General features: G+C 36.9%; 9 protein-coding genes. 2 read left to right on the top strand and 7 right to left on the bottom strand.

Translation table 11 applies throughout. The features are described 5' to 3' along the window. Nucleotides 1–4: 4 nt before the first annotated feature. The 3 genes from atpD to BXY64_RS00730 all read right to left on the bottom strand — a co-directional run bounded on the left by atpD (nt 5) and on the right by BXY64_RS00730 (nt 5,332). Entirely contained in the window at nt 5–1,516 is a 1,512-nt protein-coding gene (gene atpD, locus BXY64_RS00740) for a F0F1 ATP synthase subunit beta (RefSeq protein WP_120238089.1), read from the bottom strand. 94 nt (nt 1,517–1,610) lie between these two features. Continuing rightward, nucleotides 1,611–2,585: a polyprenyl synthetase family protein gene (locus BXY64_RS00735; RefSeq protein WP_120238088.1), complete on the bottom strand. Its 975-nt coding sequence runs from the start codon at nt 2,583–2,585 to the stop codon at nt 1,611–1,613. Between the two features lie 323 nt (nt 2,586–2,908). Continuing rightward, complete coding sequence (locus BXY64_RS00730) at nt 2,909–5,332, bottom strand: efflux RND transporter permease subunit (protein ID WP_120238087.1); 2,424 nt, start codon at nt 5,330–5,332, stop codon at nt 2,909–2,911. 437 nt (nt 5,333–5,769) lie between these two features. Here BXY64_RS00730 and BXY64_RS00725 point away from each other — a divergent pair, with 437 nt between their 5' ends. Beyond that, nucleotides 5,770–7,461 (top strand): Na/Pi cotransporter family protein, encoded by a 1,692-nt coding sequence (locus tag BXY64_RS00725; RefSeq protein ID WP_120238086.1) that lies wholly within the window; start codon nt 5,770–5,772, stop codon nt 7,459–7,461. A 541-nt stretch (nt 7,462–8,002) separates the two neighbouring features. On the opposite strand, the gene BXY64_RS00720 is transcribed toward BXY64_RS00725, so the two are convergent. Both BXY64_RS00720 and BXY64_RS00715 read right to left on the bottom strand, forming a co-directional pair. Next, on the bottom strand, nt 8,003–8,413 hold the full coding sequence (locus BXY64_RS00720) for an endonuclease domain-containing protein (protein WP_120238085.1): 411 nt from the start codon (nt 8,411–8,413) through the stop codon (nt 8,003–8,005). A 366-nt stretch (nt 8,414–8,779) separates the two neighbouring features. Next, complete coding sequence (locus BXY64_RS00715; protein WP_120238084.1) at nt 8,780–9,529, bottom strand: helix-turn-helix domain-containing protein; 750 nt, start codon at nt 9,527–9,529, stop codon at nt 8,780–8,782. 122 nt (nt 9,530–9,651) lie between these two features. Between BXY64_RS00715 and BXY64_RS00710 the strand changes: the two genes are divergently transcribed. Beyond that, the gene (locus BXY64_RS00710; RefSeq protein ID WP_120238083.1) at nt 9,652–10,350 is read left to right on the top strand and encodes a DNA-binding domain-containing protein; all 699 of its coding nucleotides are present in this window, start codon (nt 9,652–9,654) and stop codon (nt 10,348–10,350) included. A 198-nt stretch (nt 10,351–10,548) separates the two neighbouring features. On the opposite strand, the gene BXY64_RS00705 is transcribed toward BXY64_RS00710, so the two are convergent. Further along, nucleotides 10,549–13,020, bottom strand: a complete 2,472-nt coding sequence (locus BXY64_RS00705; RefSeq protein ID WP_120238082.1) for a tetratricopeptide repeat-containing sensor histidine kinase — start codon at nt 13,018–13,020, stop codon at nt 10,549–10,551. Nucleotides 13,021–13,072: 52 nt separating this feature from the next. Beyond that, on the bottom strand, nt 13,073–13,723 hold the full coding sequence (locus tag BXY64_RS00700; protein WP_120238081.1) for a DNA-binding response regulator: 651 nt from the start codon (nt 13,721–13,723) through the stop codon (nt 13,073–13,075). Between the last annotated feature and the right edge of the window lie 266 nt (nt 13,724–13,989).

Below are 13,989 nucleotides of genomic sequence, written 5' to 3'. Positions count from 1 at the left end.
CTTATTATGCTTCCGCTTCAGCTAGTAATTTCTCACCTTTTTCAATTGCCTCTTCAATTGTACCAACAAGGTTAAATGCTGCTTCAGGATATTTATCCACTTCACCATCCATAATCATGTTGAAACCTTTGATTGTATCTTCGATGGATACCAAACAACCCTTCAAACCAGTAAACTGTTCTGCCACGTGGAATGGCTGCGATAAGAATCTTTGAACACGACGAGCACGGTGTACCACCAACTTGTCATCTTCCGAAAGTTCTTCCATACCCAAAATTGCAATGATATCCTGCAATTCTTTGTAACGCTGAAGAATCTCTTTTACATTTTGTGCACAAGTATAATGAGCTTCACCTACTACATCAGGAGTCAAAATACGAGAAGTAGAATCCAATGGATCTACTGCAGGATAAATTCCTAACTCAGCAATCTTACGATTCAATACCGTTGTAGCATCCAAGTGAGCAAATGTTGTTGCTGGTGCAGGGTCAGTCAAGTCATCCGCTGGTACATAAACTGCCTGTACCGATGTAATCGACCCTCGCTTGGTAGAAGTAATACGCTCCTGCATGATACCCATCTCAGTTGAAAGAGTTGGCTGGTAACCTACTGCTGAAGGCATACGACCTAGAAGTGCTGATACCTCAGAACCTGCCTGAGTAAAACGGAAAATATTATCAACAAAGAAAAGAATATCGCGACCACCTGATTTTTCATCACCATCACGCAAACTTTCTGCTACTGTTAGTCCTGATAAAGCAACACGAGCACGTGCTCCAGGAGGCTCATTCATCTGACCGAAAACCAGTGATACCTGTGACTTATCCAAAGCATCTTTGTCTACTTTAGATAGATCCCATCCTCCTTTTTCCATATCTTCCTCGAACTCATCTCCATAACGGATTACTTTCGATTCGATCATTTCACGAAGCAAGTCATTACCCTCACGAGTACGCTCACCTACTCCTGCGAAAACAGACAAACCATCTTGTCCGATTGCAATATTATTAATCAACTCCTGGATCAGTACGGTTTTACCTACACCGGCTCCACCAAACAAACCAATTTTACCACCTTTTGCATATGGCTCAATCAAGTCGATTACTTTAATTCCTGTATAAAAAACCTCAGATTCGGTACTTAGTTCGTCAAAAGCAGGAGGAGTTCTGTGAATAGGATATCCACCTTCCTTGTCTACCTCATCAATTCCGTCGATGGTTTCACCAACAACATTCAAAAGTCTACCTTTGATTTTATCACCGGCAGGCATAATTATAGGAGAACCTGTAGCAATTACGTCCATTCCACGGCGTAAACCATCCGTCGAATCCATTGCAATTGCGCGCACAGTATTTTCACCAATGTGCTGTTGACACTCAACTACCAAATTTTTACCGTTTTCCATCACGACCTCAAGAGAATCGTAAATCTCAGGAAGCTTAGCACCTTCCTTTTCAAAACTTACATCGATTACAGGTCCGATTACCTGTACAATTTTGCCTGTATTTTGTGACATTTACTATTAAATTTTTGGATCATTAATATCGCGTGATGACAAATTTAAAATTTTTTACGAATAAAGGAGAATCTTATCTTAAATTTTAACACACTTAAACGGAACGATTTACTAATTTCTTCACCAAAGTGTACAATTCCTTTTTCTTTTCAGCAGGTACATTCACCTTATCCAAATACTCTAAACAAAGGCTAAAATACTCATCGATCTTCGCTTGCGATTGATCTTTCACCTTTAGTTTTTCGTATATAGACCTAACTGCAATAATTTTTTCTTCCGCATTAAAATCTTTGGCTGAAACCCATTCTTCCAATTCCTTTTTATCTTCGCCTTTTGCCAACTCAAATGCTTTTATCAACAAAAAAGTCTTTTTATTACAAAGAATATCTCCACCAATCTTCTTACCGAAAACTTCTTCATCGCCAAAAACATCAAGAAAGTCATCTTGTAATTGGAAAGCCATGCCTAGATTTACTCCAAAGTGGTAAAGTAACTCAGCATCTTTGGCATCAGCATCGCCCATTACCGCTCCCATTTTTAAACTTCCACCAAGAAGTACCGCGGTTTTCAGACGAATCATTTCCAAATATTCATCGATCTGAACATCACTTCTATCCTCGAATTCCATGTCGAACTGCTGTCCTTCACAAACCTCAAGAGCTGTTTGGTTAAAAACGGTAAGTACATCACGTAAGTGGCGATCTTCACAACTTACAATGTATTGATATGCCTTAATAGACATGGCATCACCAGAAAGAATTGCCACATTGTTGTTCCACTTTTCGTGAACCGTAGCCTTGCTTCTTCGGATTGGCGCATTATCCATTACATCATCGTGCAATAGGGTAAAATTGTGAAATACCTCTATTCCGATTGCCGGTAGATAAATTTTCTTTAAATCTTCTTTAAATAAATTGGCACTTAGCAATACCAAAATCGGACGAAGGCGCTTGCCACCAATCCCAAGAATATACTTCATGGGTTCGAACAATCCTTCTGGTGGTGTAGAAAACTCCAGTCCATCAATTTCTTTCTGCACTACATCCTGGAGTTCTTTGAAACTATACATGTGAGCTATAAGTTTAGTGTGTAATTTTTACAGCTCACTAAATTATAAAAAATTACCTAACATGAGATCGGTGTAAAATTTTATCCACAGAAAGTTATAATTGCGATAGATTTGCATTAAAAATTTTGAAAGAATAGCGGGCTATTTTGATAAGTTTTTGATGTGAAGATGTCGTAAAAAGAACTTTCCTTAAATGGTTTGACTGTTTTTGGCATAAATTTCCCCAAATCCATTTAAAATATCTCGATATTCCTACACGAATTTGTGAAAATTTCTACTCAAAACCAGATCAAACTGTGGACAAATTTTACTCCGAACTCATGTTAACTAGCCGCAGATTCTTTTTCCTCTTCTTTATTTTCAATTACTGCAATTCGAAGATCACCCAATTCAATATCTTCTTCCTCATCGAAAATTTGAAGAAGAGGTTCCTTAAACGATCGGTTGGTAATTGCTTTTTCAAGAGTTAGCAACAATGATGGCAATAGCACCAAATTTGAAAGCATTGCAGAAAGCAATGTGATGGAAACCAAAACCCCCAATGATACGGTTCCTCCAAACTCAGACAATGCGAAAATGCTAAATCCAAAGAAAAGAATAATTGAAGTGTACATCATACTTTGACCTGTTTCGCGCAGTGCCAAAACAACCGATGAACGAATGCTCCAGTTGGTTGCTTTTAGTTCCTGGCGATACTTTGCCAAATAGTGAATGGTATCGTCCACCGAAATCCCAAAAGCAATACTAAATACCAATATGGTAGATGCCTTAATAGGAATCCCAAAATAGCCCATTAGAGCCGCAGTAACGATCAAAGGCAATAGGTTTGGTATTAATGCTACCATAACCATTCGTTTGGATGAGAACATCCATGCCATGAAGGAAGCAATCAAGAAAATTGCCAATGCCAAACTCAAAAATAAGTTTTTGATTAAGTATTGAGTTCCCTTAAAAAAGACTATACTCGATCCTGTTACATGCACCGTGTATTTGTCTTTAGGGAAGATCTCATTCACATGTCCCAAAATGGTTTTTTCCATTTCGGCCATCCTGGTAGTTCCGATATCTTTCATTCTAAAACTCATTCTGGTAATAGATTGAGTTGAATCAACAAAAGTTTCCAATACTTTGGAATCGGCACCTGTTTCGGCCTTTGCCAAATAGGAAAGAATAATATCCTTGGTCTGATTACTTGGTAGTTTATAGTACTTTTCTTTTCCGTTAAAATAAGCCTGGTTGGCAAACTTTGCCGCTTCTACTACCGATACAGATCCTGATATTTCAGGATAAGCTCGTAAAGAATCATTTAGCTTATTTAAACGTTTTAAGGTGGAAGTTTTTAGTACACCTGCTTTTTTCCTGGTTTCTACCATTACCTCTAAAGGCATGATGCCATCCATGTTGTTTTCGAAGAACTTCAGGTCCTGATAAATTTCGTTATCGTGTGGCAAATCATCTACCATATAACCTGTGCTCTTTATTTTACTAATGCCATATCCCCCAAGAACCAAAAGTGTAATGGCAACGGCATAAACCAAACTTCTATGGCTCAACACGATCTTCTCTAATTTACCAACAAACCAAACGGTCATCTTATTATCAAGGTGTTTGGTAGCCTTCTGATCTGGCGGAGCTAAAAAGCTAAAAATAATAGGGATCAATAGTAGTGATAGAACAAATACCACCATGATATTTAAGGCAGCAATAACACCAAACTCTTTTAAAATCTGACTGGAAGTAACAATAAATGTTGCAAAGCCCGATGCCGTTGTAAGGTTGGTAAGGAAAGTTGCATTTCCAATTTTTGCAACTACCCTTTGCAGTGCCTTTATTTTGTTGTTGTGGCGAATGTACTCCCCATGATACTTATTAATCAGGAAGACCGAGTTTGGAATCCCAATTACCACCAAAAGCGGAGGAAGCATCGCGGTAAGCAATGTAATTTTGTAATCGAACAGCACCATGGAACCTACTGCCCATATCACACTTAGTCCAACCACAAGCATACAGAAAAACACCACTTTAAACGATCGGAAGAACATGAAAAGGATAACTGCAGTTACCAAAAGCGAAAGATAGATAAACATGTTCATCTCGCCCTTAATCATTTGAGCGGTTACTACTCGAATGTAAGGCAAACCCGAATATTTCATGTTCAGACCATACTTCTCGGTAAAAGCATCGGTAATTTCACGAACCTTGGCAACCATTGGCTCACGGGCCTTTGAGTTAATGATTTTTGCATTAACCGTAATTCCCATTAAATAGGTATTGCTTTCTTTGTTGATTAAGCTTCCGTGGTAAAATGGCAATGCTTCTGCAATTGCTGCCAAACTATCCAGTTCGGCTTGCGTTTTTACCTTGTGCGGAAATATGGTTCCAAATTCGAATCGTTTCTGTTTCTTATTCTTATTGATGTTCCAAGTGTGTGCAATAGATACTACTGCATCGATACCATCCAATGAATTAAGGCTATCGCCAAGTGCAATCCAATCGTTGAATTTATCCAACTCATAGAAGTCAGGGTCTTGCACGGCAAAGAACATCATGTTTCCTTCTTGCCCAAAAGTATTCTTGAACTTCTCATATTCAATAGAAGCAGGATCATCATCAGGAAGCAGGGCCGCATAGGTATAGGACATTTCCACAAATTGAGCCTTATAAGCCATAAATGATGTTACAAGCCCAACTACCACCAAAAGTAAAATTCTATTTCTCAGAATTAATCCTGCAATCCTATTCCACATACTATTCTATTTATTTCCCTGTTTCTTTTAGAGTTCGGCGAAAATACGACTTAAAATCATTTTTTCAAAAGATACAAACTTGCTTCAAGCCTTCCTTAGTATTATCAATTAAGGCAATGACATAAAATTAAGGAAAAAGCGCCAAACCTTCTGAGATTTAAATAATTAATTACAAAACATTATTATTCTTGTCAACTTCCTCTTCAATTATCGTTAAGTGTGGTATTAAAATATTTGCTCTCAAATTCACATCGTATCTATATTCCACTGATTCACTGCATAATATATATAAGTTAAAAATCCTTAAATCGAACGAATCTAATTAATCTCATAACCTTTACTTTTCTATTTCTTAACATTTGCTTTACATTTAAAATATTCTATTTTTGCCCACCTTATCAAACTAACAAATTGAATACAAACAAAATTAGTCTATTATGGATTATGGATTAGCCGATATTTTAAGGCTTATTGGTTCTCTTGGATTATTCCTTTACGGAATGAAACTAATGAGTGAGGCTCTTCAAAAAGTAGCTGGAGATAAAATGAGATCGATTCTTGCAGCTATGACCTCAAACAGGGTAAAAGGTGTTTTCACCGGAGTTCTGATTACAGCTTTAATTCAATCATCATCGGCAACTACAGTAATGGTAGTAAGTTTTGTGAATGCAGGATTGCTTTCACTAGTTGAATCGGTTGGTGTGATTATGGGTGCCAACATTGGTACTACCGTAACCGCATGGTTGATCTCGATTCTTGGGTTTAAAGTAAGCATGAGTGCCATTTCACTACCATTAATTGGTTTGGGACTACCATTCTTATTCTCTCAGAATCGTAGCAAAAAGAATTGGGGTGAGTTAATCATGGGATTCGCTTTATTATTCATCGGCCTACAGTTCTTGAAAACATCTATGCCAGATATCAAGAACAACCCGGAAATCCTTAACTTCCTGACTAATTATACCGATATGGGCTTTGCCACTACCCTATTGTTTATGGGTATTGGTACCTTGCTAACCATTTTGATTCAGTCTTCATCGGCTACCATGGCACTTACATTGGTAATGTGTAATTCGGGATGGATTAGTTTCGAAATTGCAGCCGCAATGGTATTGGGTGAAAACATTGGTACAACCATTACTGCTAACCTGGCAGCCATGATTGCCAATACATCAGCCAAACGTGCTGCTCGTGCCCACCTTATCTTTAACTCGATTGGTGTGATCTGGATGCTATTAGTATTGCCTTATTTTTTAGATGCAACAGCCTGGGTTAGCCAAAACTTCTTTGGACAAGGCGATGCATTTACCGATGCTGCAGCTGTTCCAGTAACTTTATCATTATTCCACACTGGGTTTAATATCCTGAATGTATTGGTAATGATCTGGTTTGCCAAATTCATTGTAAAAGTGGTAACTACATTGGTTCCTGTGCGCGAAGATGTTGAAGAAGAATTTAAACTACAACACATCAAGACCGGTACTTTATCTACTCCTGAAGCAAACCTATTCCTTGCTAAAAAAGAAATTAGCACCTATGCCAAGAGTACGAAAAAGATGTTCGGTTACGCCAAACAGGCTTTTAACGAAACCAACGATAAGTCTTTCAACAAACTATTCGATAAGATCAATCAGCGTGAAGACGAAAGTGATGACATGGAGGTAGAAATTGCAAACTTCCTGACTTCGGTTTCTGAGACTCGCTTGAGCAAAGAGAATTCGGAACGCGTGCGTGCTTACTTTAAAATGGTTAGCGATATTGAAAGTGTTGGTGATTCAGCATTAAACCTGGCCAAAGCCATGAAGCGTAAACGTGATCAAAAAGCTTGGTTCCCTCAGGAATTGAGAGACAATATCAACAAGATGTTCGATTTGATTGACAATGCCTTGGATATGATGCTTGACAATACTACCAAAGATTTCTCTGAAGTAAACGTGAAGAAAGCCTGGGAAATTGAGCGTGAAATCAACGATTATCGTACTGCTCTTAAAACAGAACACCTTGCAAATGTTGAGGAGAAAAAATACAAGTACCAAGCTGGTATCATCTACAACGACATGTTCTGCGAATGTGAAAAAATAGGTGACTATTGTATCAACGTAAGTGAAGCAATGAACGAAGTAAAATAAGTTTTTACTTCTTTAGATATTGAGAATCCTCATCCTAATTGGATGGGGATTTTTTGTGGGCTTGATTGTTGTCATCCCGAAGAACCGAGGGATCTCATTCTTGGATAAAGATCCTTCACTTCGTTCCTTCGTTCAGGATGACCAGATTTTGCAGTCATCCTAAAGTATTGAGGGATATGTACATTCTATCTCAATCCACCCCTAAATCCTCTATAGGGGACTTCAAGTCCTGCACCAATTAAGCCCCCTTAGGGGTTTGGGGTACTACATTTAGGGGTTTAGGGTAGTTTTTTATCATATCCCCACAATCACAGCTTCCTCAAAGTAAGAACACGACCTAACAAACAGTACACAACTAAGAACCTTTAGAACCTGTCCCAACAAATCGCAAAGTTTAGGGTATGTAACCAATCCCTTATAAGAAGGTATCAGTACCAAAATTTTATTGCCCAGTCATTGAAAGGTAAATGCACAAATTCCTCTCAATCACCCCTAAATCCCCTATAGGGGACCTCAAGCCCTGCTGTATTTTAAAGCCCCTTTAGGGGTTTGGGGTAGTTAATTCCTTTATTCGCTTAGTACAAAACTCATTAATGGTAAGAACAACCGTATTTATGTCTGCTGCTACTTCGTCATTTGTAAAACGAATGACTTTAATGTCCCAATGATTAATTTCTGCCTCTCTACCAATATCATACTCTTTTTGCTCCTTAGACAAGTGCATGCCTCCATCTAATTCAATTACCAACTTTATAGAATGACAATAAAAGTCAGCAATAAAGATATCGATAGGGTGTTGTGCTCTAAATCGCAAACCTTGTATCTTTTTCCCCTTCAAACGATCCCACAATTTCAACTCTGTTTCCGTCATATTTTGTCGAAGCGATTTTGCCTTTTCAAAAATATGAGGCTTTGCATTGTAGAACATTGTAACCTGATCACTAATACTCATTACTTAATAGAATTATCTTAATCACTCTTAAACTTACTGAATTCTTTGTAGATACCTCTAAATAAGATGTCTCAAAAGTAACCTTTGTGCACCTTCTACGACTTTTACCCCTAAATCCCCTAAAGGGGACCTCAACCCTGCACCAATTAAGCCCCATTAGGGGTTTGGGGTATGTAACCAACGTATTATATGTAAGAATTTCCATGAGAATACCGCTCAACTATTGAAAGGTAATTGCACAAATTCCTCTCGATCCCCCCTAAATCCCCTATAGGGGACTTCAACACCTGCACTAATTAAGCCCCTTTAGGGGTTTGGGGTATTTTTGGGGTAGTTTATTTGGTAATACGTTTAGAGAATCCCCTCCTAAATTATCCCCAACTTTACCGCCTTTTTAATGGCCTCAGAGGCATTGTTTGCATTCAGCTTGTTAAGAATACTTTTTCTGTGATTGTTTACGGTAAACTCGCTGATGAAGAGTTTCTCGGCAATTTCTTTGCTCACATAGCCTTCCGATATCAATTCGAGAACTTCTCTCTCCCTACGCGATATGGTACCGCTTTCGCTATCCCCGTAAATGGAATAAATAATCTCGTTGCGATATACATGCTGCAAAAAAGAACTTGCCGGCCTATCGCTTTCCTGATCAGGATCGAGATGGATTACCCTTAATCCTAACCAAATATTGCCTTGTTTATCCATCTCCAATACCGAATGTTGCACATCAATACGAAAACACTGATTCGCCTCACTGCAGATTCTAAAGTTGTTGACCAACTTGTAATTCTTTCTCTCCTCTTTTCGTTGCTTACAGATGTACTTTCGGGCCTGGTTTAACGAATCAATAATCATACGATCATCGGGATGTATCTGGAAGTTTTGTAGCAATGCTTCCGTTGAGCAAGAATCGATCTTAAGCATGGACTTCATTCGCTCCGAAATAAACAAGCAGTTGTTTCGATGGTAATCTTTAATGAGAAAAAAGCATTGACTTATGGGATCAATCGTATTGAATAATTCTTGATACTCCTTTCGTTTATTTAAATCAATATCACCTTCGCTTATTTCATACTCATGGTAATATTTTAATACCCTATCAACAAAATTATCTGTCATTATAGTAAAGCTTTAAGCTTGTAGTCATCTCTTATAAAAATAGTTAAAAACAGCTATTGATCAGCATAATCTCATGACATAATTTTATCTCTGTATTTGTTAAACCCCAAAAAGCAATAGAGATGAATTATTATTTGAAGGAAAACCAACTAACCGAAGATTTTAATTATGCAGCTCGCGTTTTAACCAAAGAATCTCACGATTTAGACGGAATCATTCGTTTGATGTTGGAGAAAAGAAGTGTAATCAGTAAAACAGATATTGCCGCTGTTTTCACAGCTTTTTTCCAAATTGTAGAAGAATGCATTCAGCGTGGCGAGAACATCAATCTTCCCATCTTTAACCTTGGTTACTCCATCACAGGTGTATTCGAAGATGATACAGATTTATTCGATCCTGAGAAGCATCAAATTAATGTAAATCTTAGCAATGGAATACAAGTTAAGAAAGCCGTTGAGCAAATTGAGTTAACAAAAGTAGACAGTGTACAAACCGATCCTGCAATTACAAGCTTTATCGATATTGCTACCCAAAGTAAAAACGATAAACTTACTCCAAATAGCTTATTCGAAATTCATGGTAAACGCCTAAAAATAGCGGGTGAAGATGCTAGCATAGGTCTTTTCTTTGTGGCAGAAGATGGCAGTGAAACAATGGTAGCACAAATTGCTGACAACGGACAGAAGAAAATCGTTGGTTTGGTTCCTGATCTTACTGCTGGTAAGTATAGAATTAGAATAAAAACACAAAGTACATTTGGAGCATATACAACCAAAGGAATTAAAGAAACTACAAGTAAGTTTTCATTGACCATTAGTTAATAAACTGCCTACTGAGTGTTTGAGTACATACACTTTGAGTGTCAAAGTGTATGCAGTTGTCGACTCAAAGTGTATACAGTTGTTGAGTCAAAGTGCTATAAGGTAATAAATGAAAGTAAATCCTCACTTTTCATGGAAGTGGGGATTTTACTTTTGAAACCTATCGTAATACATATCCAACAAAGGGAATAAGGATAACTAAATTTTTATACAGCAATAGAAACCATTATCAGGCTGACTATCGAATTCTAGTGTACCTTTAATATATTTCACTCGATCTTTAATATTTCGTAGGCCATTGCCAAGGGAAATTTGCTCCATGTCGCAGCCCTTTCCATTGTCCTGGTATGTGAGTACTATGTTTTGCTTTTCTTGCTCGAAACTAATTTCTACACTACTTGCCTCGGCATATTTAATGGTGTTCTGCACCAACTCCTGCAGAATTCTAATAAAATTGATCTTCACCTCGAAATCTTTTACTTCAAACCCTTCCGGCATGTTGATGGCAAGCTGAATGTCTTTGGGGAATTGGTTCAGCATTAACGCATCGTAAACGGCTTCTTTAATGCCTTGATTGGCCAACGCGCTCATGTTCAATTTATGCGATATACCTCTCACCTCTTTGCTTACCGATTCGATATTCTCTACCAAACTGTTGCCTTCTGTTCCCGATTCCAACAGGTAACGAATGGTGGTTAAGCTACCCGAGACACTATCGTGCAACTCTTTTGCGATGCGGGTACACTCCTTGTTCTCACTGTTTATGCGAGCTTCTAACACTTTATTTTTATTGCGCTGACGGGTATAAAAGCCTACTGGAACAACTAGTAAAACCAACAAGCCCAGTCCTGCAAACATCATGTTTCTTTCTTGTTCTGCTTTGTCAAGGCTTAATTGCTGATTCTGAGTTGTGACTTCCAATAACTCTATCTGTTGCTCCTTCTTCTCTGTCTCATATTTGGTCTCCAAACGATTGATCTCTGTTCTTTTCTCATCCATGAATACCGAATCTTTATAAAGAACTGATTTCTTCAAATACCTTAAAGATTGGCCCGTATCATTTTCTTCATCATAAATTTCAGACAATAATTTATAACTTTTATAGAATTGAATCTTTGATTTAAGATTGTTACATGATTGTAATGCTTTAATAATATGTTTTTTCGCATTAATAAAATCTCTTCTATCCTTCAATAGATTAGCTAAAGCAATTCTTGTCTCAACAACATTCTCTTCAATATCGGTTCTTACAAATTTAGTTAATGCATTATGCATGTAAGTTTGAGCCTTAGAATATTCTTTCTTTTCTGCATAAATACGGCCAAGTCCCAATAGGGCCTCACCAATTGCGCTATCATAACCTACTTTTTTCCCAATCTCAATAGCTTCCTTATATAGAATTTCAGCTTTTTGTATGTTTTTTTCCTTATAATACACACATGCCAACGAACTACTAGCCAAAGCTTCAGTCGAGAACCTGTTACATTTCCTTGAGCATTCAATTGAATATCTATAATACTTTTTAGCATTTTCCAAATCACCTAAATCTTCATAATAACAACCTAGACTGTGGTAAAGAGAAAAGTTTCGTTCTGCAGGTAATTGATGCGTTTTTGCATACTCTATAGCTTCGTAAATTATGGAAATTGCTTTATAAACATCAATCCCCCTATAACTCCCCGACATAATCCGCATTCCCTCAACAGCATTATGATATCGTTTAGTTTGATCATAATATTGTACAATTTCTTCACTAATCTTAATTGACTTTTGAATTTCCCCTGTTAGTAATAATGTATTTGCATAACATGCTTTTATATAATTTATTGAACTCTTAGAAACAGTGCTATCTATTTTAGTAAAGGCATACTCGTAAGTTTTAAGACTCTCTTTTGTTTTACCTAACGTAGCTAAAATACTACTTTTATCCGTTAAGGCATTTAAAAGAGCTTCTGTATACGTACTCGACTCTAAAACATGTATTGCACTATCCGTATACTGTAAACACTTATTGGCATCAATAGATTCGTAACATTGAGCAATAAGCCTATAGGACATTCCTTTGTATTGAATAAACAAGGCGGTATCAGGGGCGCTTTTTAGTTGAGTATTCGCCTTCGCAATTCTAATTCCCTCGAGGGGATCATCAAGTTTCACGTAATTAGCCCAACTACCTCTTAACTTCATCTTATCAATTACAAATTGACTTTCAGCAACTGCTTTCTTCATTAAATCACACGCCTTCTCTTTTTCATCTTTACCTCTGTATAGCACTTCAGCCTTTATACTAACAGCATGTGTTAATGCACGCATCTTATATTTATCTAAGATGTTAATTGCACTATCAGAATACATTAGGCATGTATCTAAATCAATTCTTTTATAAATGTCAGCTAAAGCTAGAAAACAATCTCCTTTTAATTTTATTAATTTTTCATCTCCATGAGTTTCAATACTAGTATTTTCTTTAAGGAGCTTAATGCCTCTTTCTTGATCTTTTGAGAATATTTTTATCGCATAATTCCCTCTTATTTTTATGGTATCACTAAGGTTTTCAGCCTTGGAAAGTGATTCATTTAATGATTTTATATTTGGCTGTTGTGCAAATAATATAGCTGGAAATAAGCCAATAAATAATACTACTGCCTTTAAGGATAAGGAGTGATTCATAGGGTTAAAATATTTGTTTATTATAATTTTTAAAGGACAATAATTTATTCTTTTAATCCGAACTGCTGCTAAATATAATTCCTTCCTTACTTTTCACCCCCAATTTCTTGTATATACTGGTGATGTGTTTCTTTAAGGTATTGAGTTCCATTTTTAAATCAATGGCCAAATCCAGATTTGTAATTTGTGTATTCTGAGATATCTTCTTACACACTAACTTCTCCGTTGGAGTTAGGGAAACATTTCGTTCATAACTAGATGCGAACATCTTCTCCTCAACAAGTTTACGTTCATGCATAAAAGTTTTGTAAGAATTGCTCTCGTAAAATACTTTTGGAGATTGCTGCATTACCTTATCTATACTAACCAACAACTCTTTTACTGGCATTTCTTTGCAAACATAGGAGTTGAAACCATTCTTTTTTAATCCGTTAAGAACAGAAAGAATCTTGTGAGTAGAATAAGCAATAATCCGAAGTTTGGGAAATTGAGACCTTAAGCGCTTTGTCAAATCCAAACCACTCTCATCATTCTTAAATTCGAGGTCGGTAATTAACAGATCAATCTCTGCCCAGTTGGTTTCCAATTCTGCCTTTGCAGGCGTGCAAAATCCTTTAATTAATGGATCATCTAATTTGTTCTCTAATATGTCGGTCAACCCATATAAGAGAACAGAATGATCCTCAACAATAACAACATTCATGTAGTGGGATAGTTTTAGTTTGCAATTGCTAATATCTTCTTTTTATGACTAACGAATGTAGTTAAAAATATCCATGCTTAAATAATTACTACAATTAAGAATCATAATAAACAACACCTCTCTCCCTTTGTCTTTTTATCATCCCCTGCATATTGATTTGTGTAATGTTATACAGTAGGTCGAATTACGCAAACAAAATATATTAAACTAAAAGTGTAGCACTAAGTGCTATTCTATCTTTTTTCACATGATATTTTCTTTACATC

This window comes from Marinifilum flexuosum (genome assembly GCF_003610555.1).
Lineage (GTDB): Bacteria > Bacteroidota > Bacteroidia > Bacteroidales > Marinifilaceae > Marinifilum > Marinifilum flexuosum.
Note: the sequence above shows the minus strand (reverse complement) of the source record. Positions and strands in the feature narration are given on the sequence as shown.